This window comes from Rahnella inusitata (genome assembly GCF_003263515.1).
Taxonomy (GTDB): domain Bacteria; phylum Pseudomonadota; class Gammaproteobacteria; order Enterobacterales; family Enterobacteriaceae; genus Rahnella; species Rahnella inusitata.
Window position 1 is genome coordinate 119,016 of the sequence record NZ_JYDE01000020.1, and the last position, 22,407, is coordinate 141,422.

Sequence of the window (22,407 nt, forward strand, 5' to 3'; positions counted from 1 at the left end):
CTCAATCCTCAGAAAATCAGGCCAGGCTTTTCAGCACCGTATCCGCCATGCGTAAGGCCAGCGCCGTACCGGACAGCGTGGAGTTCACCGTCGAGGCCGACGGCATGATGCCGGTACCGGCGATAAACAGGTTCGGATGATCGTGGGTGCGACAGTCGCCATCCACCACCGAATCCTTCGGGTCGCTGCCCATAATCATGGTGCCGGTGATGTGCTGGTTGTTGTCGTACACGCCACGCTTGCTGTACACCACGTCGGTGCCGCCCATTTCGTTGACAATCTTCTGGAAGTCGAGCATCGACTGGTCATAGCCGCGATGAACGTATTCCGGGAATTTGTAATACACCTCAAGACGCGGAATACCCCATTCGTCTTTTTCGGTTTTGCTTAAGACGACGCGGTTTTCCGGCTCCGGCAGCATTTCCAGCAGACATTTGAGCTGAATAAACCGCTCAGACTGAAAAGTCAGTTTGTCGTTCAGTGCTTTGCCGTAATAGCCTTGGCGTACCAGACGCTCAGTCAGATATCGCACCGGTGAGGTGTTGGCCACATCAATGCGCAGCGCGGAACGTTCGCCACGGAAGTCACCGTCGCGCAGATTGTTGATACTGCCCGGACGCATCGGGCCGCGGCCAAAATACACCGGCTCATCGGCGTAGAACTCAACCGAGGTCCCCGGATGATCCATCAGGTTTCGTCCCACCATGCCGGAGCTGTTGGCGATACCGTTCGGGTATTTTTCGCTGGTGGACATCAGCAGCAGTTTCGGGCTTTCGATACCGTTGGCGGTCAGCACGAACCGTTTACCAGTGACTTTATGCATCACTTTGTCGGCATCGAGATAATGTACGGCGACGATTTCGCCACTGTCATTGGCTTCAATTTTGCAAACCACGGCGTTGGCGATGACGCGCACACCGGCTTCGATAGCTTTACGGGCGGAGATACCGCCGTGGTATTGCGCATCAATCGGGCACACCGGCATACAGTTATTGTTACCGCAGCAGGCGGGACGGCCATCGTAAGGAATGCTGTTGCGCGCCTGCGGGCCAATACCCAGCACATAACCCAGTTTGGCGATGCGTTTACTGATGCGGTCAAAGCCGTAAGGCAGCGGGATACCCGGCAACGGATAGGGCTGCGAACGCGGGGAATCCAGCGCATCATCACCGGAAACGCCCATCTGGATTTCGGCTTCGGTGTAATAAGGTTCGAGATCCTCATAGCTGATCGGCCAGTCGCGACCTATGCCGTACAGGGTTTTAATCTTCATGTCGTTCGGCAGCAGGCGAAACGCTTGTCCGGCCCAGTGCCAGGTGGTGCCGCCGACGCCGCGCAGATATTGCGCCGCGTACAAATCCGGGCCTTTCTGGATCAGATAGTTATTATCTTTTGGCTGGAATTTCGGCTGCGGAGCCCAGGGTTTCGGCGGGTACGGCTCGGTGAAATCGCCTTTCAGCGGCGACTGGCGGAACAGTTCCACCGCTTCATCGCGTTTAATGACTGGCCCTGAATCGAGCATCAGCACGGACACACCGGCTTTGACCATTTTCAGCGCCGCCAGGGAACCGGCAATACCGGCACCGATGACGACAACGTCTGCGTTCAGTGCATCAGCCATGAGCGTTTACCTCCAGAGTGTTTTGTGGCGCGGCGGCAGGTTTGTGGATCCAAAAATTCGGCTCGCCCGGCGCATAGCTTGGAGGCAGCAGGTTATTTTTCAGCAACTGATAGCTGACGATATTTTCGAATCCGATGCATTGCTGACTGCCCGGCTGGCCGACCACGCCGAGATACCAGCCGCTGACCAGTTGCTGATACAGCTGCGCCATTTCAGCCGGTTGCTGTGCTAACAGCTGATGCAGGGAGTCGCCGGTCACGTCACCGTGTTCAGAAAAGAGTGCCAAAAGGGCATCGAGCTGGGTGTCGAGTTTGGCATGATGCAGCCAGCCGTAGAGTGCCTGCGCGAGATGGGGTTCCAGCGCATCCATACCGGTCAGCTGTCTGGAGAGCCGCATAAAACTGTCGGGCATAGTCACGGCTGAGGCCAGAGGCGGTGCGGCATGAGCCAGTGTGGCAAACACGCCACCGCCCAGCAGGTGACTGCCGATCCCGGCGGCCAGCACGCCCGCAGTGCCGAGAACCATCCGGCGACGAGAGAGATTGATCATTGTGTCTTTTCCATAAAACGGCCACGGGCGTGGCCATTAATCAAACTGTTTCGGGTGTGGTTATTTCAGAACGCTGGCGGCTTTCTCAGAAGACTGATTATCGATCTCCTGCTTCGGTGTGCTGACGCCGACGGCGCCGACCACTTCGCCGTTAAGCGTCAGCGGGAAGCCGCCGCCGAGCGCGACCGCGTGAGGGATCGCCAGAACCGTGGTTTCGCCACCCTGCAAACGTTGCATGAACTTCAGCGAAGGGGCGTGATAGAGGGCGGACGTGCGGGCTTTGCCAATTGACGCCTCAACGCAACCGGCCGGAGAACCGTCCAGGCGCTGGAAGGCCATTAATGAACCAGATGCATCAACAACGGCCACGCAGCCGGTGCTGTGCTGTTCCGCCAGCGTCGATTTAACGCTGTCGATGACTTTTGCGGCTTGCGCATTATCCAGCTGAGGATGATCGGCAGCAAATGCCGGGGTGGCGGAAAAAAGAAGTGTGGCGGCACAAACTAACGCGCGCGAAGCGTTTTTTTTAGCAGACATAGACTCATCCCTTGTAGCAGTAGCAACAACATTGCTTTGAAAAAAAGTATCTTTAAATCATCATGTTTAAAACAATAACGGTAACTGGCCGGACGCTTAAGCACGTTCTTAAAGCCAAATTAGCCACAAGATTATTGTTTTATGTTTCGTGGATGTTAATTCAATTAACAAAGCAGAAGAAGTGACGGTTGCGGCGGGTGACTAATCAAAAACAGGAATTTCAGCGGATAAAATGCGCAAATCGGGCTGGCAGGCCTTATGGAATAAGGATTGAACATTTTGTGCGAATACGTACCAATTGATCCGTTGTGATGAATGGAATGTGATCGAGTTAACAAAAAAGCCTTCCGGTCGGAAGGCTTTGTGTGGTGTGAAGGGGATTATTTTGTCGGTTGCCAGCTACTGCGGCATTCGTCGCGGCGGAAGTTCAGCACGCGGCTGCGGTTAGAAATCAGTTTCACGTTGTAGCCCTGAAAATACAGGCAGAAGTTTTTCTTCCACGGGCCGTCCGGCAGTTCCACCAATAAACGCCCGGCACCCAGCGACGTCAGCTGACCGCAGGCGCGCAGTGTGCCGACGCCCATCAGCAGCTTGTCGCCTTCGATATCAAACGCGGCTTTTGATTCCGGGTGATACCAGCGCCCCTGAACCATTTTCAGGCAGTTATTAGGTTCTACCGGCGTGAAATAACGCGGGGCATGGCCGATTTCGCCTTTAATGGCTTTACCGTCCCAGCGCAGACGCATCGGCATATGCGCCGACAGCGTAATGGCTTCACCGGCATCTTCGCCCTCATACAGGTTATCTGCGGAACCCAGATAGCTGGCCGTGCCGTTGCTGACTTTCAGCCAGTAGGGTTCAGCGGTGCTGGCGTAAAGGCCATCCGGCAGGGCGTGGCTGCGTGGCGGAAGCGGGGTGGCCAGCAGCGCCGACATCACCTCAAGCGCATGGGTGTACGCCGTGGTGTCTTCGCGGTTCGAGACCAGCGCGACCCCGATATCCAGTTCCGGATGCAGCAGGAAGTAGGTTTTGTAACCGGCGTGCGAACCGCCGTGGCCGTAAACCGTATGTTCACCGATTTGCGTTGAAGTGGTTCCCAGCCCGTATGCGGAAGGAATATCGCCGTGCAGATAACGCGTTTGCGTCAGGGTTTTCAGCACGCCCGCGCCGGGGCCAGTATTGCTGAGCAGGCTTTGCAGCCAGACGGAAAGCGACCGCACGCTGCCGGTCAGGCTGCCGGACGCCGAAAGATGAAGACCGGCGACGGCGGTTTTCCAGCCGGTCACATCCTGCCAGTAACCGGGTGCCAGGTTGGGCACGATGTCGAACCAGGTTTCCGGCGCGTGGAAAGCGATGTCCAGCGGACGCGCGATGTGCTGTTGAAGCAGGTCTTCAAACAAAATACCTTTTTGTTTCAGGATCTCTTCCACCAGCCGGTATCCGGTATTGCTATAAGAAATCTCAGTGCCCGCCGGGAAATTCAGCGCGCCGTCTTGTGCCAGAAACGCCATGATATCCTCGGCGTCGCTGACGTTGTAGACCGACACACCGAGCAGCGAGAGCGTTTCGCGCACGTCCGGCAAACCGCCGGTCATGTCCAGCGCCTGGCCGACAGTCACCTGTGACATCGGCGCTTTTAGCTGCGGTAAATGCTGGCCCAGCGTATCGCTCAGCGTAAGGCCGGCGTCGCTGCGCAGTAACGCCAGCGTGGCGAAAATGTGCTTGGTGACTGAGGCGTAGCGCACCACGGAATCGATGCTGAAGGGTTCGGCGGTGGTCAGATTCGCCAACCCGCCGGTGGCGCTGCTGCGCAGAGTTTTACTGTCGAAAAGGGTGATGGCGCCGCCCGGTTCGCCGGGTTGATTCCAGCTGCCGGTAATGCGTTTTGCCGCTGCCTCAGCCGCCTGCCACTGTAATGCAGACTGTGCGGTGGATGTCATAAACGTCTCCCAATACTGTCAGTCAGTGAATACTTTTCAATGTGCACGAATGAAACGTTCAGCCGGTTCATTCGGGCTCTTCAAGACTGAGACTCAACGATCGTAATTCTGCTGTATGCGGATGGCTGACGTTGCCCATCCGTAAATCGTCCGCGCTCAGAAGCTCGACCATTTCACCACCAATCATCACGCCAATGCTGGTGCAAAGATGCGTTACGACCGCCAGATTGTGGCTGACCAGAATATAGGTCAGTTTGCGTCGCTCGCGGAGATCACTCAGAAGGTTGAGGATCTCGGCCTGTACCGAGACGTCGAGGGCGGAAGTCGGTTCATCAAGCAGTAAAATCTCGGGTTCTGAAATCATCGCCCGCGCAATCGCCACGCGCTGACGCTGCCCGCCCGACAGCTGATGCGGAAAACGAAAGCGGACAGCCTGCGGCAATCCCACTTCGGCCAGCGCTTCGGCAATACGTTTTTCGATGTTAAGAAAACCATGCACGATCAGCGGTTCGCTGAGGATACGGTCGATAGTCTGGCGCGGATGCAGTGAGCCGTAGGGGTCCTGAAATACCATCTGCACGCGGCGGAAAAAGCGTTTCTGACGCACCGGCATCTGATCTTCACCCCCGATCACCATTTCTCCTGACCATGACTGATTCAGCCCCGCCAGCGCGCGCAAAATAGTGGATTTGCCCGAGCCGCTTTCGCCGACGATGCCGAAACAGCCGCCCGGCGGGACGCTGAAGCTCACGCCTTTGACGACTTCGGTATCATCGAACGCAATGCGCAAATTATTGAGAATAATCTTGCTGTTATCGAAAAATTCGCTGTTAAACGTAGAGTGTTCTGTCATGAGGTTTTCCATGCTTCATCACGCACCAGCACAGGCAGTCTGTCGCGGGGATGTTTCAGCGACGGCAGGCATTCCAGCAACCCGCGCGTGTAAGGATGCTGTGCTTTCAGCAAGTCTCCAGCCTGTAACGTTTCGACAATCCGCCCGGCGTACATTACCGCCACGCGATCGCAGAATTTCGACACCAGCGGCAGGTCGTGGCTGATCAGAATCAGCCCCATGCCACGGCTGGAAACCAGATCGTCAAGCAGACGTAAAATCTCGGCCTGCACGGTGGCATCCAGCGCGCTGGTCGGTTCATCGGCAATCATCAGCTCCGGATCGGGCGCCAGCATCATGGCTATCATCACGCGCTGGCCCATACCGCCGGACACTTCATGGGCATAACGCTGCGCAACTTTATGCGGGTCTCGAATGCGCACCTGATCGAGCAGTTCGATGGCGGCGTTCATCGCCTGTTTTTTTGTACCGCCTTTGTGCGTCTGCCACGCTTCCGCGACCTGTTTACCCACCGGCATCACCGGATTGAGGGAATATTTCGGGTCCTGCAAAATAAAGCCGACGCGTTTGCCACGGATCTGGCGCATCTGTTTTTCACTGGCGTTGCGCAGATCGATACCGTCAAACGACAGCGTTTCGGCGCGGCACTTGGCGCTCGAAGGCAGCAGATTCATCAGGCAGCGTGCGGTCAGAGATTTACCTGAACCGCTTTCGCCCACGATGCCAAATTTCTCTTTACCCAGCGACAGCGAGACACCGCGTACGGCATCAAAACTGCCACTGTTAGTTTTGAATGTGATGTGCAGATCTTTGATATCAACCAGCATCATTGCTCCTTAGGATCGAGGACGTCACGCAGTCCGTCGCCGAGGAAGTTGAACGCCAGAGACGTCACGAAAATCGCAATTGCCGGAATTAACGGCACCCACCACTCGCTGAAAAGAAAACGGCGTGCGGTGGCAATCATCGCCCCCCATTCCGGTGACGGCGGCTGTGCGCCCATACCGAGAAAGCCGAGGCTGGCGGCGGTGATAATGATAGAACTCATGTCGAGCGTGATACGCACCACCAGGCTTGGCACGCAGAGCGGCATAATATGACGCAGCACGATGCGGGCGGAGGTTGCGCCGGTCAGACGGCAGGCGGCGATATAATCGGTGCCGCGTACCTGCATGGTTTCGGCGCGCGCCAGACGGGCGTACGGCGGCCAGGCGGTAAGGGCGATCGCCAGAATGGCGCTTTCGATACCCGGACGCAGTGCGGCGACAAACGCCAGCGCCAGAATCAGACGCGGGAAGGCGAGGAAGATGTCGGTCACGCGCATCAGCAGGCGATCCACCCATCCGCCTGCATAACCGGCTACGCAGCCTATCAGCAGACCGAGCGGGGCCACGATAGCCACGACGATAATCACCATGCCCAGCGTGATGCGACCGCCGTACAAAATGCGGCTCAGCGTATCGCGGCCAAGTTCATCGGTGCCCAGCCAGTGCAGGGAGGAAGGTTTGGCTAAACGGTGCGCCAAATCCTGGGCGCCAGGATCGTAAGGCGTCAGCCACGGCGCGCAAATCGACACCAGCAGAACGACCAGCACGGTGAACAGGCCGGTTACGGCCAATGGATTTTTGCGCAGACCGAGCCAGATGCGGTAACGGCGTCCCCACACGGCCTGCGTGCGGGTAAGCGGCGTATCCGCCAGCAGCCAGGCGCGGCTTCCGGCGCGGGGTGGCGAGGTAACAGGAATTGAAGTCATTTTACGCGGGGATCCAATAGTCGGTAGAGAAGGTCGGCCAGCAGGTTAAGCAGCACGTAAATCGCGCCAATCAGCAGCGTGGAGCCGATCACCGGGTTCATATCCGCATTCATCAGCGAGACGGTGAGATATTGTCCGAGACCCGGCCAGGAAAAGACGTTTTCGGTGACCACGGCGCCTTCCAGCAAACCGGCATACGTCAGCGCCAGTACGGTGATGAGCTGCACGCCGACGGTCGGAAAGGCGTGTTTCCAGATAACCCGTTGTGCCGATAAACCCTTGGCGCGGGCGGTGATCACATATTCACCGCTCAGCGCATTGAGCATAAAGGTGCGGGTCATGCGGGTGATGTAGGCCATGCTGAAATACGCCAGGATTAGCACCGGCTGCGCCATGTGTGCCAGCGCATCCCAGAATGCCCCCATGTCACCGGCGATCAGTGAATCCACCGTTAACAGCCCGGTGACCTGCGGGATCATGTCCTGATAGATGATGTCCTGACGCCCCGGCCCCGGTGCAATACCCAGCGCAGAGTAGAAAATCAGCAGGCTGAGCAAGGCCAACACAAACACAGGCAGCGAATGACCTGCCAGACACACCACGCGGATGGTCTGGTCAATCCAGCTTCCCTGACGCGTTGCCGCCCAGACACCCAGCGGAATGCCGACCACAGCCGCAATAATGATGGCAGCGGTCGCCAGCTCCAGCGTGGCGGGGAAGAACCGGGCGATATCGGTGGTGACCAGATTGGAGGTGAGGGCGGAACGGCCTAAGTCACCGTGAAACACCTGACTGAGGTAGTGGAAGAACTGCAACCAGAGGGGCTGATCCAGCCCCATTTCGTGACGAACCCGTTCAACGACTGCCTGCGGGGCGTTATCGCCAACCGCAGCCAGAACCGGATCTGTCGGCATGACGCGACCGATAAAAAACGTCACTACCGACAGACCAAACAAAGTAAGACAAACGCTGATGCAGGTACTCAGATAGCCTTTGAGTCTCTTGCTCACGCTTTAACAACCTTCTCGTAAGGGCTGGTGCTCATTACAGTCAATACCACACCGGAAATCACGTTACGGCAGGCGGCGGTCATGGTCGGTTGCAGCATGATGATAAACGGGCTGTTTTCCATATGCTTGGTCTGCAGCTCTTCGTAAAGTTTGATACGAGTGGCCGGATCCGACTCTTTCATGGCTTTGGTGCTGAGATCGGAAATGCTTTTATCCTGCCAGCTGCAACGCCACGCCAGCGTACGGCTCTTAGCAGCATCGGTATTATCCGGATTGCTGCAAAACGCTTCGGCGTTGGAGTTCGGGTCGAAGTAATCCGCGCCCCATTGGGTCAGAGCCAGCTGTTGTTGACGCGCACGCATCTTGGTCAGCACCTGACGGCTTTCCGCAGCCAGCAAGGTTACTTTTATCCCGACTTCGGCGAGGTTGGACTGCAATGCCTGCACGATGTCGGAAGAGGGTGACGCGGAATAGTGATCGAGCGTGATTTCGAAGCCATTAGGGAAACCGGCTTCGGCCAGCAGCGCTTTGGCTTTGGCGACGTCACGTTTGTACATGATGGTGTTCACCGCCGCCGGGAAACCTTCAGGCAGGAAACTCTGATGGATTTTGTGGGTCAGCGGCACGATATGCTGCTGAATATTCTCGTAATCAACCGCCCACTTCAGTGCCTGCCAGACCTGCGGTTTGGCCAGATTCGGGTGCGCAGTATTGGCGGAAAGCATGTAGGTTCCGGCGATGCCTTTACGCACCAGCGTGAAGTTTTTGTCGTTCATCAGCGGACGCAGCTGCTCGGTGGTCAGGTTGCGTGCGATGTCGATATCGCCTTTTTGCAGCATCAGCAGCTGTGCGGAAGGATCGATGATGTGACGCATAATGATGCGCTGGATGTTGCCGGCGTGCGGGTTATTTTTGTTGCTCTCAAGGATGACGGATTCGCTGACTTTCCAGTCGCGCAGCTTAAAGGCACCAGAACCGGCGCTGTTTTTCTTCAGCCAGGCGTTGCCCAAATCTTCACCTGCCTGATTCGCCAGACACGCGGATTTCTGCACGATGCTGCCGACGTTGGCAGTCAGGCAATACAGCAGGAATGATTCTGAGGCCGGTTCGGCGGTAGTGATCACCAGCGTTTCGGCGTCCGGGGCCGTGATCATTTTCTCAACGTTATCTTTGGTGTAACCAAACTGGTTGATGATGTACGCAGGGCTTTTATCCAGTTTCACCACGCGTTGCAGCGAAAACGCGGCATCTTCGGCGGTCAGCGGTTTGCCGTCAGCCCATTTGGCTTTCGGATCCAGCTTGAAGGTAAAGGTTTTTTTATCGTCGGAAGCGGTCCATGACAGGGCCAGATCGCCTTCGATTTCATCAGGGGAGGCCAGCTTAGGTTTCACCAGTTGCTGATACATATTGCCGGTTATTTCACTGCCTACGGACTCGAAACTTTCATGCGGATCAAGGCTGGTTATGATGTCGAGCTGGATGGCCATCACCAGAATTGACGCTGGCGTGGCAGCAAAGACCGAATCAAATTTCAGGTAAGACAGTGCAGGTATTGCGGAAAAACCGGTAACGAATTGACGCCTGGTAACCATAACAACTCCCATAGTGTTGATATATAAAAGTAAAATTAAGTATTACGTGGGCAAACCCTTGACTTCACCGCGGGCAACTGGCTTAAATGAAAAACCGTTGCTTTGCATGTTTCGAGTTTTCATATCGAAAAATCTAATGTGAACGACAACGGCTCTGTTCATCTTTAGTGCAACATGGAACCGGTGATGCACCTCATGCGAGCAAATCTCCGTTGTCTTTGTCACGCTCAATCAAAGGTAGACCTTTTTTATGAATAACGTAGCGCACGGAACTGAAGAGTTAATGCCGGTTTTTGATGGACATAACGACGTTTTGCTGCAACTTTGGACAGAACATCGTCAAAATCCCGAGCACGCATTCCTTCAGGGCCCGGCCAGCGGACAAATGGATCTGCCTCGCTGCCGAGAAGCAGGCTTTGCCGGCGGGCTTTTCGCCGCCTGGGTGCCGACTCCTGACGTTGATCTTGCAAAGACCGCGCCAGATCGTTCAGTCGATACCCAATTCTTACTGGAAGGTACTCAAAAACATCCTGATTTTTCCCCGACGCCATCTTTCGATTTTGCGCGCGATGTCACGTTTGGCATGATGGCGTTCCTGCTGCGTATCGAAGAAAAGTCGCAGGGAAAAGTAAAAATCTGCCGCACGGCGCGTGATATTCGTCACTCGATAGATAACCATGCATTAGCTGTGGTTATGCATATTGAAGGGGCTGAAGCAATTGATGCCGATCTCTATAATCTTGATGTGCTGTACAGCATGGGATTACGATCTCTCGGACCAGTGTGGAGCCGTCCGAATATCTTCGGACACGGTGTACCGTTCAAATATCAGACCTCGCCGGATATCGGACCAGGCCTGACAGACGCCGGTATCCGTCTGGTGAAAGCCTGTAATGCAAAACGCATCATGATCGATCTGTCACATCTGAACGAAAAAGGGTTCTGGCAGGTCGCCGAACTGAGCGATGCGCCGCTGGTGGCCAGTCATTCCAATGCCTTCAGTATCTGCCCACAGTCGCGTAATCTGACAGACAAACAGCTGGGCGCGATCAAAGAGAGTAAAGGCTTTGTCGGCCTGAACTTTGCTGTACCGTTCCTGCGTGAAGATGGTAAGAGAAGCGACGACACGGGTACCGACATCATGGTGCGCCACGTGGATTATCTGGTGGAACACCTGGGTGAAGACGGTGTGGGCTTTGGTTCAGATTTCGATGGCGCGTCAATGGCGCCGTTTATGGCTGACGTGCGCGGATTGCCGGTGCTGGTGGACGCATTGAGAAAGGCAGGGTACGGGCAGGCGTTGCTGGAGAAGATTTGCTACAAGAACTGGGTGAACGTTCTGGAAAGAACCTGGGGCGAATAAACCGGGTATGAGATCTGATGTCAGACTCTGAGTCACAAATAAAAAAGGCAGCCGTCAGTGGCTGCCTTTTTGTTGGGCTGTTTTGCATCAGACTTATTTGAAGAAGTCTGCGCTCACGGTCAGGTTGCCACCGCTTTTGTTCTGCCACTGGCGGGTAATGTGGTAGAACTTGGCGCCTTTGGCAGCGGCACGGTTCGCCACTTCCTGCGACACATCCGTGGTGCTGTTGAAGTGCCCGGTGAAAGTAGCAGAGTCAAACGGAACCATCTGAGCGGCGGTCACGTCATTCACTTCCTGAATTTTTGCACCGTTAGTTGCAGTGACAGTGTAACGCTTACCGGTGGATGACTGCGTTTCGAAGAAACGGCCAACGTCACGGCTTGGGCTACCTGAGGAAGCCACGCCAGGAATTTCAACTTTCTTCGCGGCTGCACCACCGGCGGCCAGTGCGGCTTTACCGGCTTCGGAATCCGCAGGGATAGCGTCCGGATCCTGCACTACGCGTTTCGGTGCATCTTTTTTGTAGATAAACGCGGTGATGTACTGGTTGCCGCCGCTGTTGGCATCAATCTGGCGCACGATGAAGAAGGAGTAAGCCCCTTTATCTTTCGCTGCTTTGGTGATGGCATCATTGACGTCTGGCTGGCTGCGGTAGAATCCGCTGACCGTGACGGTATCAAAAGGCTCAAGCTGATAAGCAACGTCTTTAGGCAGCTCGACCACGCCGTTGATCACACGATAATTTGGGTCTTTGCTCACTTCTGGCGCATCTTTTTTATAGATATCTGCAACGACGCGCCAGTTACCGCTATTGTTAGTGGTGTTGGTGTCCTGAATGTAGAAATAGTCAGCGCCGAGTGTATCAGCGCGACGTGATACGGCATCAGCCGCATCGCCAAGCGTGTTAAAACGCCCGGAAATAACAATGCGATCAAAGGGTTTGATGGCTGCTGCTTTCTGCGGGCTAATTTCCTGCGCGGCATGTGCAGCAGACAGCGCAGAAACAGAAAACAGGGCCGATACGATGATCGTTTTTGTCAGCTTCATAAAAAATCCTTTCACCTTGCGCAGTAATGTTGAAACGTGCTGAATTCTTGATGTGTAACAGGTTAGCGGCCGATTATTGCATGTAACAATACCGAGTGTCTCAGTAATTTATGGCAGTAATGCAGGCGTCAGCGCCATTACACCGTTCTTTTTTTGCTGACCCTAAGTTATATAAGTTTGAGGAATAATCCAAGTAGTGAAATAAATGTTAATTATTCACTATTTTCTAACTTTTATGCCCGCTGCCAGCGGCTCAGGGGGAAAAGGACAGAGTGAAAGATCGGGTGTTCGCCGCCTGATGAAGTGGATCAAAGGCGTATTTCTCAGGGTTTGCAGCAGGTTTGCGGTCCATATCAATTTTTTTATTATTAATTAACCGACTATCACTGCGATACGTAGATTATTGATTAGATATTCAGTAGGTTATAACCAGCCTGAAAAAACACGTTCCGGCGTTCTGTATAAGCCGGCAGGCGGGTAATTGAAATGTTATGACGATGACACAAATCATCAATGAAAAGGGTGAAGGGAATACTATGCGTATTGGTGTACCAAGAGAGCGGTTGACCAATGAAGCCCGAGTTGCAGCCACGCCGAAAACGGTGGAACAGCTGCTCAAACTCGGCTTTACGGTCGCTATCGAACAAGGTGCCGGGAAGTTAGCCAGCTTTGAGGACGCCGCTTACGAACAAGCGGGCGCGTCCGTGGTGAGCGGCGAGGAAGTCTGGCATTCAGATATCGTGTTGAAGGTGAATGCACCTGAAAACGATGAAATCGATAAATTACAGGCAGGCACCACGCTGGTCAGCTTTATCTGGCCTGCACAGAATCCTGAACTAATTCAGAAGCTGGCTGACCGTCAGGTTACGGCAATGGCAATGGATTCCGTGCCGCGCATCTCCCGCGCACAATCTCTGGATGCCCTGAGCTCAATGGCTAACATCGCCGGTTACCGTGCGATTGTCGAAGCCGCTCACGAATTCGGCCGCTTCTTTACCGGGCAAATCACCGCCGCAGGTAAAGTGCCACCGGCAAAAGTCATGATTATCGGCGCTGGCGTGGCGGGTCTTGCGGCTATCGGCGCAGCCGGCAGCCTCGGTGCTATCGTGCGTGCTTTTGATACCCGACCTGAAGTGAAAGAGCAGGTTCAGAGCATGGGCGCGGAGTTCCTTGAACTGGACTTCGAAGAGGAAGCAGGCAGCGGCGACGGTTATGCCAAAGTCATGTCCGAAGCCTTCATCAAAGCGGAAATGGCGCTGTTTGCTGCTCAGGCCGAAGAAGTGGATATCATCGTAACCACCGCGCTGATCCCTGGCCGTCCGGCACCGAAACTCATCACCAAAGAAATGGTCGCGTCCATGAAACCGGGCAGCGTGATCGTCGATCTGGCGGCGCAAACCGGCGGTAACTGCGAACTGACCGTGGCAGATAAAATCACCACCACCGACAACGGCGTGAAAATCATCGGGTATACCGATCTCCCAAGCCGTCTGCCGACGCAGTCCTCTCAGCTTTACGGCACCAACCTGGTTAACCTGCTGAAACTGCTGTGCAAAGAGAAAAACGGCGAAATCGAGATCGACTTCGAAGACACCGTGGTTCGTGGTGTGACCGTGGTGAAAGCCGGTGAGGTTACCTGGCCTGCGCCACCGATTCAGGTGTCTGCGCAACCTCAGGCTGCCAAAGCGGCTGAACCAGTTGCAAAGGCCGAAGCCAAACCTGCGTCGCCGTGGACCAAGTTCATCATCATGGCCGTGGCCATAGTGCTGTTTGGCTGGCTGGCAAATGTGGCGCCGAAAGAGTTCCTGTCCCACTTCACGGTCTTCGCGCTCTCCTGCGTGGTCGGTTACTACGTGGTCTGGAATGTCAGCCATGCACTGCATACCCCACTGATGTCGGTCACGAACGCCATTTCCGGGATCATCGTAGTGGGTGCGGTATTGCAGATTGGTCACGGTGGCTGGGTTAGCTTCCTGTCCTTTATTGCGGTATTGATCGCCAGTATCAATATTTTCGGCGGATTCACCGTCACTCAGCGCATGCTGAAGATGTTTCGTAAGAATTAAGGGGTAGCATATGTCTGGGGGTTTAGTTACAGCAGCATATATTGTTGCCGCTATTCTGTTTATTTGCAGCCTTGCGGGGCTTTCTAAACATGAAACGTCTAAGCAGGGGAACATCTTCGGTGTGACCGGGATGGCGATCGCGTTAATTGCGACCATCCTTGGTCCTGACTCCGGTAACGTCGGCTGGATCATCGTTGCGATGGTGATCGGTGGCGCAATTGGTGTTTATCTGGCGCGTAAAGTCGAAATGACCGAAATGCCGGAACTGGTGGCGATCCTGCACAGCTTCGTGGGTCTGGCGGCGGTTCTGGTCGGCTTCAACAGCTACCTCGATCACGGTGCAGTGCCGATGGAAGGTGTGATGGAAAACATCCATCTGACCGAAGTCTTCCTGGGTATCTTCATCGGTGCGGTGACTTTCACCGGTTCGATTGTGGCCTTTGGCAAACTGCGCGGGATTATCTCTTCCAAACCGCTGGCATTGCCACATCGTCATAAACTGAATCTGGCGGCGCTGGTGGTGTCATTCCTGCTGATGGTGACGTTCGTTCGTACCGAAAGCGTGGGTCTGCAAGTCTTCGCACTTTTGATAATGACCATTATCGCGCTGGGCTTCGGCTGGCATCTGGTGTCTTCTATCGGCGGTGCGGACATGCCGGTGGTGGTATCGATGCTGAACTCGTATTCCGGTTGGGCAGCAGCGGCGGCGGGCTTTATGCTCAGCAACGACCTGCTGATCGTCACCGGTGCGCTGGTCGGTTCTTCCGGTGCGATCCTGTCCTACATCATGTGTAAAGCGATGAACCGATCGTTTATCAGCGTGATTGCAGGCGGTTTCGGTACCGACGGTTCTTCGACCGGTAATGCGGAAGAGATGGGCGAGTATCATGAAGTGAGCGCGGAAGACGTGGCAGACATGCTTAAAAACGCCAGTTCTGTGATCATTACGCCTGGCTACGGCATGGCGGTAGCGCAGGCTCAGTATCCGGTTCACGACATCACGGCTAAACTTCGTGCCAAAGGGATCAAAGTGCGTTTCGGGATTCACCCTGTTGCAGGGCGTTTGCCGGGCCACATGAACGTCTTGCTGGCGGAAGCGAAGGTACCTTATGACATCGTGCTGGAAATGGATGAAATCAACGGTGACTTCGCAGATACCGACGTCGTGCTGGTTATCGGTGCCAATGACACCGTGAACCCGGCAGCGCTGGAAGATCCACGCAGCCCAATCGCCGGTATGCCGGTGCTGGAAGTGTGGAAGGCGCAGAACGTGATTGTGTTCAAACGTTCGATGAATACGGGTTATGCAGGTGTACAGAACCCGCTGTTCTTCAAAGACAACACGCAGATGCTGTTTGGTGATGCAAAAGAAAGCGTAGAGAAAATCCTGCGCGCGCTATAACACATTCAGCATTGATTTGAAAAGAGAAAGGCCAGTCAATCGACTGGCCTTTATTTATTTCGTAAGAATTAAGGTTTAGGAATTCAGACGTTATTCGTCGTCGTCCTCTTCATCATCGTCTTGCGTAATCGGGCATTCAAAATCGTCCGGCTTGATGGCCAGCAAATCGCATTTCAGATGGTCGATCACCTGTTCGGTGGTATTGCCGAGGAACGCCGCGGATAATCCGGTACGGCCAATCGCGCCTAATACCACTACACCGGCCTGCAGATGCTCAGCCAGATCCGGGATCACTTCTTCCGGCAGGCCTTTTTCCACGTGCGTGAATTTCTCATCAATTTGGAATTTCTGTCGCAATGCTTTCATGGCAATCAGGTGCTGACCACGAATTGCGTCGTTATAGACGCTGGGGTCGAAGTCCGGCAGCTCGATAGCAATATTAATTGGCGTAACCGGATACGCACCGACCAGATGCACTTCAGTCTGATTGACGTGAGAGGCCAGATCGATGGTTTCTTTTACCAGTTTGATGTTCAGCGGATCGTGATAGGGCTCTTCGCTGGAAAGGTTAACTGCAACAACGGCTTTACCGCCTTCAGGCCACGGCTGGTCTTTGACCATCCACACCGGGCAAGGACATTTGCGCAGCAAATTCCAGTCGGTAGGGGTGAAGATCACGGATTCAAGACGGTCGTGCTGATGAGCCATTTTGAGGAGCAGATCGTGACCAGTTGCAATGACTTCCTGAATAATCGCTTCGAAAGGTTTGTTGTGCCAGACCACTTTCACTTCAATCTGGATACCTGCTTCGATGTAGTACTTACACTGCTCTTTAATCCATTCAGCCCGTTCATTGATCACACTCTGTCGCATGCTGGTCCGTTCATCAGGCGACAACATGGTGGTCATCTCATAGGAGAAATCATAAATAGACAGGAAAGCTTTGATTCGGCCACCGTTACGTTGCACCAGATAAACGGCGCGACGCAAAGCAGGTTGATCATCCTGATTGGGGTCTATAGCAACGAGTAAATTTTGATACTTAGCCATGGGGACTCCTTAACACCTGTGAGAGAACAGCGTTCACTGTATTAAGTACAGAGTAAACCAAGATTAAGCAATCGGACAGAGGAGAAATTGAGTCGGATCAACAAATTATTCGTTGCTGAGCCGACTCAAAATTTAACGATGTGGACTATCAGGCAGATACCGCAACAGACTGGCCGGCTAATTGAGAAAGCATGGCATGATTCTCAATAGTAATGTACTTGCCTTTTACGCTCAGCATTTCTGATTTCTGGAAACGACCAAGCAGACGGCTGATGGTTTCCACGGTCAGACCGAGGTAGTTACCGATGTCGCCGCGGGTCATCGTCAGGCGGAATTCGCGCTGAGAGAAACCACGTTCTGCGAAACGACGGGAGAGGTTATAGATAAACGCCGCCAGTCTTTCTTCCGCATTTTTCTTCGACAACAACAGGATCATATCCTGGTCGCCTTTGATCTCGCCGCTCATCAGTCGCATCATTTGCTGGCGCAGATTAGGCATTTTACCGGAGAGATCGTCGAGCGTCTCAAACGGGATTTCACAGACCATGGAGGTTTCCAGCGCCTGTGCGAAGCTTGGATGTTGCAGACCGCCAATCGCATCAAAGCCGACTAAATCGCCCGCCAGATGGAAACCTGTGATCTGTTCATCACCCTGTTCGGTGATGGTGTAGCTTTTGATGGTCCCGGAACGGATAGCATAAAGGGATTTCAATTCATCGCCGGCTTTGAACAATGCCTGACCTTTTTGGATCGGCTTTTTCCTTTCGATGATGTTGTCGAGCTGATCGAGTTCGTGCTCGTTCAGCGTGAAAGGAATGCAAAGCTGGCTAATGCTACAGTCCTGACAATGGATCGCACAGCCACCAGATTGGATACGTCGAATAATACGCTTTTCCGGGATCATAAGAGTCACTCAGGCAATATTGATATGGGTCAATTTTAACATCTTTTGCAGCGAGTGATAAGTAGCTTAATGGCGCGAAAAGAGCGAAATGTTTAAAAAGCACGATTTTTAATGGTTTTTTTTTCCAATTATTTTGATCTGCACGAGGTATTTAGACGAATTGAGAATCAATGAGATTTAGATATGGGTCAATTTATTCGTAAAAAATATATAAAAATTTTAACGAATACATTGGGTGAATCAATTTATCGTGGCTGAGGATATTCTTGGCGTCGGTTTTTGATTGACCAAATGCAAAAACGCTGCAATTGCAGCGTTGATTTGTCTCATCAAATTATCTTGCGAAATTATACGTCGCCTTCATTATCTTTTTCTACCGCTTCGTGAAGGCGATCCAGCATATCCGGGAAGGCCGACTGCACGCGGCTCCAGCTCGGGATAAAGGGCTTTTCACTCGGCGTATCGACAAAAGCCTGACCCGCTTCAATGATTGCGCCCGAGAACAGCTCTACCGCGGATTCCTCGCTATGGCGATCGAACGACAAGCCGTTCATGCGCGCATCATTCTCGAATCCATCGATCATATCCAGCGCATTGCGATAGTAGGTGGCTTTCAGAATGCGGAAAGATTCACTGGTAATGTTGACGCCCAAAATCGCCATTTTACGGTACAGCGCTTTAGTGATGTCGATACTCATGCGCTGCAGGCCGTTGGTGGCATCATCTTCTGACATCGGCTGGTGCTTATGGTCGTAATTATCGGCGATATCCACCTGACAGATACGGCGGGTGGCGGTGTTGCGGTGAAGTTCCGAAAGGACGCCGATTTCCAGACCCCAGTCGCTCGGAATCCGCAGATCATTCAGAACGTGGGTACGCATGGCGAATTCCCCGGACAGCGGATAACGGAAAGTACGCAGATACTCGAGGAAATCGGAGTGGCCGTAGACGATTTGCAGGGATTTGAGCAGCGGGAAGACCAGCAGACGGCCCACGCGGCCGTTGAATTTCCCATCTGCCACGCGGGCATAATAGCCTTTACAGAAATCGTAATGGAAATTGGGATTGGCGACAGGATACATAAGGCGCGCCAGCATATCGCGGCTATAGGTGACAATGTCACAATCATGTAAGCCCACGACGGACGTGCGCCGCGAGGCCAGCGTGTAGCCGACACAGAACCAGACGTTACGGCCTTTGCCCGGTTCCATCGGTGAGAGATTTTCTTTTTTTAGCTCTTCATCCAGCGCTTTGAGGCGCGGGCCGTCATTCCATAAAATACGGTGACGCTGCGGCAGGCGGGAGAAAAACTCACGAGCAAATAAAAACTGATCGCGGTCAGCACGATCCAAACCAATAACAATTTCTTCCAGATAGGGGACTTTTGTCAGTTCATCGACAATTTTTGTCAGCGCCGGACCTTCAAGTTCTGAAAAAAGCGAAGGTAATATTAATCCCATTGAGCGTCGGCCCGAAAACACCTGCAAATCGTATTCCAGTTCTTCAACTTTACGGTTAGTCAAATTATGGAAATTAGTAATGACACCATCCTGATAAAAATCACTCATGCGGTATTCTCCAATTTTAGAATTGATAAAATTATTGGGAACAAACAACAGCTAAAGTATTTCTCTTCTCAATCATTTTTGAATTTCCCGTGCCGGGAGCGTAATAAAATGGTCCAGTCCCTGAACCCAGCCGTGCGGGCCAAACTCCGAGGTGCGAAATACCTGTGAAGCGTGGTGACGGCTCAGCGGCATCGCGTGATCGTGATGGCCTTTGATGACCACGGCGTGATCGACCGCTTCCAGCATTGATATATCATTCGGTCCATCGCCGAGCCCGAGAGTGATGACCGGCTTACCGCGCTGGCGCTGGTATTCGGCTGCTAACCACTGCACCGCCGGACCTTTTCCCGCATCGACTCCCATCACATGCCAGAAACGACCACCGCGGGTCAGCGCCAGACCTTCGCGGGTCAGGCATTTTTTAAAATGGCTAAAGTCCAGATCGTTGCCAAACCAGATCAGCGGCTCAGAGGCTTCACGTTGCATCGCCAGTGCTGCATCCGGCTCAGACAGTCCCGTCCAGATGGCGACCTGTTTGGGCGTGACGTCGCCAAAACCGCGAAACTCAAAATCATACCGATGCCGCAACTCCTCAAGCGTATGGCGGATATCGGCGTAGCGCGCGCCAGGCACCGGGCTTTCAGGCCTCCAGCTGGCCGGGAAGTGGATCATGGCGCCGTTTTCGGCAATAAAAGGGAGATGCGTTAACTGTAAAGCAGACTGCAAGGCCGCCACTTCTGCGGACGTTTTGCTGGTGGTCAGAATCAACGGGATCTGCGCGGTGGCAAGCCGGTCCAGCCAGGGCTGCGCGGGTTCCCAGCTGTAATCGTGGTGGTCAAGCAGCGAACCATCCAGGTCAGTGAAAATAATTAAGGGATCATCAAGGTACGGCATTCTTTCTCCTCAATTGTGTGGCAGAACAGAGCCTCATTGATGTAAATGACTTTCTGCTCCAGCAGCTAAGTATAGATTCAAAAATGCCATTTATTACCGCAGCGCACATTTCAGGAATTTTTACCGGCGACGACGTGGCTTTACCCGGCGGTGAAATATCAGGATAATTTGCCGCAGTTCCACTGCGGTTTAGATGTCATCCTTTACTATTGCGCACCTTTTCTTGCCCGGCTTCGGGCATTCAGACGAGTCTTTCTTCATGTCTTTATCACCGGTTTTACTGCGTCACGCTCTGTTGCTGTCCGCCGTCAGTTTGTTATCCGCCTGCGATGGCGCGTCTTCCGTCGAGGACAGCGCGCTGGTCATCGAAGGCAACACCATGGGCACGTTCTATAGAGTCAGCATTGCGGGGGTCGATAAAAACCGGGAAGCGGCGCTGCGCGGGCAAATCGAGGCACAGCTCAAAGAAGACGATCACCAGTTGTCGACGTACAAAGACGATTCGGTGCTCTCGCGTTTTAACCAGTATCAGGGCAACGTGCCGCAGCCGATAAGCGCCGGGATGGCGGATGCCATTGTCACCTCAATGCGTATCGGGACATTAACCGGCGGCGCGATGGATATCACCGTCGGCCCGCTGGTCAATCTGTGGGGATTTGGCCCGGATAAGCAGCCGGTGAAAACCCCGACACCGGAACAGATCGCCGCGGCACGTGAGCGGATTGGCTTGCAGCATCTGAAAGTGATTCAGCAGAGTGACGGGCAGTACCTGCAAAAAGATTTGCCGGGAATGTATGTCGATCTCTCGACGGTCGGCGAAGGCTATGCGACCGATCATCTGGCGCGGCTGGTCGAAGGCAATGGCATCAGCAATTATCTGGTGTCGGTGGGCGGTGCCGTGGTGTCACGCGGCCATAACGCCAGGGGTAAACCCTGGCAGGTGGCGATTCAAAAACCGACTGACAAAGAGACGGCCGTGCAGGCAATTGTGGATTTGCAGGGCATGGGCATCAGCACGTCCGGCAGTTATCGCAACTATTACGAGCTAAACGGCAAACGCCTCTCGCATATTATCGATCCGGCGACAGGTGAGCCTGTCACTCACAAACTGGTGTCCGCGACTGTGATTGCGCCGACTGCGCTGGAAGCTGACGGCTGGGATACGGGTCTGATGGTGTTAGGAACGCACAAAGCGCTGGCGCTGGCGGAGCAGCAACATCTGGCGGTGTATCTGATCACCAAAGATGGCGACAGTTTTAAAAGCTATATGTCGCCGCAGTTCAAAGCCTATCTCAAAGACCCGGAATAATGTGGTTCACAGAGGGTTATTCAGCGTCTCGCTGAGGAAATCCAGAAAGACCCGCAACGCCGGAGACTGGCCTTTGTGGCTGGCATACAACGCTGAAACCGAAGAGGGCGGCGTATGCCACTCCGCCAGAAGATGTTGCAGTTCACCTTGCGCGATCCGCTGCGCGCAGGCGATTTCAGGCAGTAGCGCGATACCCAGCCCATCGGCGGCCGCCTGACACAGCACCAGCAAATTATTACTCACCATGCGCGGCGTCAGCGTTATTCTGCGCGGGCCTTCCTGCGGATGCACCAGTTCCCATTGCTCCCCGGCCCAGGGCGTTTTGCGCACCAGCGTGGGCAGTGCGCTCAGTTGTTCCACGGACGGTGGTGACGGCAGGGCGGCGATAAAGGCCGGGCTGGCGACAAGCACGTAGCGCAATGTGCCGAGCGGTTTGCGATGCAGGCCAGAATCCTCCAGTGGCTCGTTGTGCGAGCGGATCATGACGTCGAAGTTCTCCTCCAGTAGATCTACCGCGCGATTGATCGCCAGAAGCTCGAGCGTAATCTCCGGGTAACGCGTCAGAAATGTCTTCATCAACGGCGCTATCACCGTTTCAGCCATCATCACCGGTGCGGAAATTCGCAACAGCCCGCGCGGGCTATGCTGCAAATCATCAATCACTTGCTGTGCGGACTGCGCCTGTTCCAGCAGTTTCTGACATTCAGCCGCGTACCGTTCGCCTACGAGGGTGACGGAAAAGTGCCGCGACGTGCGCTGCAACAGACGCACACCGAGGCGCGATTCCAGCGCCTCCACGCGGCGGCTGAGCAGGGATTTCGATACACCCAGCGCGCGCCCGGCGGCGGTAAAACCCTGATGTTTTACCACGGCGGCGAAAAGCGCCATATCATTGAGATTGTCCTGCATGTCGATGCTTCCGCTTGAGTATTGTTGCTATTTTGCAAC

The 22,407-nt window shown here is 54.1% G+C and carries 19 protein-coding genes; 4 read left to right on the top strand and 15 right to left on the bottom strand.

Translation table 11 applies throughout. The annotated features are described in order from the left end of the window. Positions 1 to 16 precede the first annotated feature (16 nt). The 9 genes from TU92_RS13390 to TU92_RS13430 all read right to left on the bottom strand — a co-directional run bounded on the left by TU92_RS13390 (position 17) and on the right by TU92_RS13430 (position 9,856). Complete coding sequence (locus TU92_RS13390) at positions 17 to 1,621, bottom strand: GMC family oxidoreductase (protein ID WP_112167715.1); 1,605 nt, start codon at positions 1,619 to 1,621, stop codon at positions 17 to 19. After that, on the bottom strand, positions 1,614 to 2,171 hold the full coding sequence (locus TU92_RS13395; protein WP_112167716.1) for a sugar dehydrogenase complex small subunit: 558 nt from the start codon (positions 2,169 to 2,171) through the stop codon (positions 1,614 to 1,616). The genes TU92_RS13390 and TU92_RS13395 overlap by 8 nt, the downstream gene beginning before the upstream one ends. A gap of 60 nt (positions 2,172 to 2,231) precedes the next feature. Then, positions 2,232 to 2,708, bottom strand: a complete 477-nt coding sequence (locus TU92_RS13400) for a GlcG/HbpS family heme-binding protein (RefSeq protein WP_112167717.1) — start codon at positions 2,706 to 2,708, stop codon at positions 2,232 to 2,234. A gap of 380 nt (positions 2,709 to 3,088) precedes the next feature. Next, positions 3,089 to 4,648: a serine hydrolase domain-containing protein gene (locus TU92_RS13405; protein ID WP_112167718.1), complete on the bottom strand. Its 1,560-nt coding sequence runs from the start codon at positions 4,646 to 4,648 to the stop codon at positions 3,089 to 3,091. 67 nt (positions 4,649 to 4,715) lie between these two features. Further along, the gene (locus tag TU92_RS13410; RefSeq protein ID WP_112167719.1) at positions 4,716 to 5,501 is read right to left on the bottom strand and encodes an ABC transporter ATP-binding protein; all 786 of its coding nucleotides are present in this window, start codon (positions 5,499 to 5,501) and stop codon (positions 4,716 to 4,718) included. Next, entirely contained in the window at positions 5,498 to 6,328 is an 831-nt protein-coding gene (locus TU92_RS13415; protein ID WP_112167720.1) for an ABC transporter ATP-binding protein, read from the bottom strand. The genes TU92_RS13410 and TU92_RS13415 overlap by 4 nt, the downstream gene beginning before the upstream one ends. After that, on the bottom strand, positions 6,328 to 7,254 hold the full coding sequence (locus TU92_RS13420) for an ABC transporter permease (protein ID WP_112167721.1): 927 nt from the start codon (positions 7,252 to 7,254) through the stop codon (positions 6,328 to 6,330). Before TU92_RS13420 ends, TU92_RS13415 begins: the two co-directional genes overlap by 1 nt. Beyond that, positions 7,251 to 8,264 carry an ABC transporter permease gene (locus tag TU92_RS13425; RefSeq protein WP_112167722.1) on the bottom strand — a complete coding sequence of 338 codons (1,014 nt, stop codon included), beginning with the start codon at positions 8,262 to 8,264 and terminating at the stop codon, positions 7,251 to 7,253. The genes TU92_RS13420 and TU92_RS13425 overlap by 4 nt, the downstream gene beginning before the upstream one ends. Next, on the bottom strand, positions 8,261 to 9,856 hold the full coding sequence (locus TU92_RS13430; protein WP_112167723.1) for an ABC transporter substrate-binding protein: 1,596 nt from the start codon (positions 9,854 to 9,856) through the stop codon (positions 8,261 to 8,263). Before TU92_RS13430 ends, TU92_RS13425 begins: the two co-directional genes overlap by 4 nt. Before the next feature lie 250 nt (positions 9,857 to 10,106). On the opposite strand from TU92_RS13430, the gene TU92_RS13435 reads away from it, so the two are divergent. After that, positions 10,107 to 11,219, top strand: a complete 1,113-nt coding sequence (locus TU92_RS13435) for a dipeptidase (RefSeq protein ID WP_112167724.1) — start codon at positions 10,107 to 10,109, stop codon at positions 11,217 to 11,219. A gap of 93 nt (positions 11,220 to 11,312) precedes the next feature. On the opposite strand, the gene ydgH is transcribed toward TU92_RS13435, so the two are convergent. Then, complete coding sequence (ydgH, locus tag TU92_RS13440) at positions 11,313 to 12,266, bottom strand: DUF1471 family protein YdgH (protein WP_112167725.1); 954 nt, start codon at positions 12,264 to 12,266, stop codon at positions 11,313 to 11,315. A 536-nt stretch (positions 12,267 to 12,802) separates the two neighbouring features. Here ydgH and pntA point away from each other — a divergent pair. Next, positions 12,803 to 14,332: a Re/Si-specific NAD(P)(+) transhydrogenase subunit alpha gene (pntA, locus tag TU92_RS13445; RefSeq protein WP_112167726.1), complete on the top strand. Its 1,530-nt coding sequence runs from the start codon at positions 12,803 to 12,805 to the stop codon at positions 14,330 to 14,332. A gap of 10 nt (positions 14,333 to 14,342) precedes the next feature. Continuing rightward, a complete protein-coding gene (pntB, locus tag TU92_RS13450) occupies positions 14,343 to 15,734 on the top strand; it encodes a Re/Si-specific NAD(P)(+) transhydrogenase subunit beta (RefSeq protein ID WP_112167727.1) in 1,392 nt (463 codons plus the stop codon). A 90-nt stretch (positions 15,735 to 15,824) separates the two neighbouring features. Here pntB and uspE read toward each other — a convergent pair whose 3' ends face one another. The 4 genes from uspE to TU92_RS13470 all read right to left on the bottom strand — a co-directional run bounded on the left by uspE (position 15,825) and on the right by TU92_RS13470 (position 20,150). Then, entirely contained in the window at positions 15,825 to 16,784 is a 960-nt protein-coding gene (gene uspE, locus TU92_RS13455; RefSeq protein ID WP_112167728.1) for a universal stress protein UspE, read from the bottom strand. Between the two features lie 148 nt (positions 16,785 to 16,932). Continuing rightward, entirely contained in the window at positions 16,933 to 17,688 is a 756-nt protein-coding gene (fnr, locus tag TU92_RS13460; protein WP_112167729.1) for a fumarate/nitrate reduction transcriptional regulator Fnr, read from the bottom strand. Positions 17,689 to 18,035: 347 nt separating this feature from the next. After that, positions 18,036 to 19,256, bottom strand: a complete 1,221-nt coding sequence (locus TU92_RS13465) for a glycosyltransferase family protein (RefSeq protein WP_056770652.1) — start codon at positions 19,254 to 19,256, stop codon at positions 18,036 to 18,038. A gap of 72 nt (positions 19,257 to 19,328) precedes the next feature. Continuing rightward, positions 19,329 to 20,150, bottom strand: a complete 822-nt coding sequence (locus tag TU92_RS13470) for a mannosyl-3-phosphoglycerate phosphatase-related protein (RefSeq protein ID WP_112167730.1) — start codon at positions 20,148 to 20,150, stop codon at positions 19,329 to 19,331. 259 nt (positions 20,151 to 20,409) lie between these two features. On the opposite strand from TU92_RS13470, the gene apbE reads away from it, so the two are divergent. After that, positions 20,410 to 21,459: an FAD:protein FMN transferase ApbE gene (apbE, locus tag TU92_RS13475; protein ID WP_112167815.1), complete on the top strand. Its 1,050-nt coding sequence runs from the start codon at positions 20,410 to 20,412 to the stop codon at positions 21,457 to 21,459. A 6-nt stretch (positions 21,460 to 21,465) separates the two neighbouring features. Here apbE and TU92_RS13480 read toward each other — a convergent pair whose 3' ends face one another. Further along, the gene (locus tag TU92_RS13480) at positions 21,466 to 22,368 is read right to left on the bottom strand and encodes a LysR substrate-binding domain-containing protein (RefSeq protein WP_112167731.1); all 903 of its coding nucleotides are present in this window, start codon (positions 22,366 to 22,368) and stop codon (positions 21,466 to 21,468) included. Positions 22,369 to 22,407 lie beyond the last annotated feature (39 nt).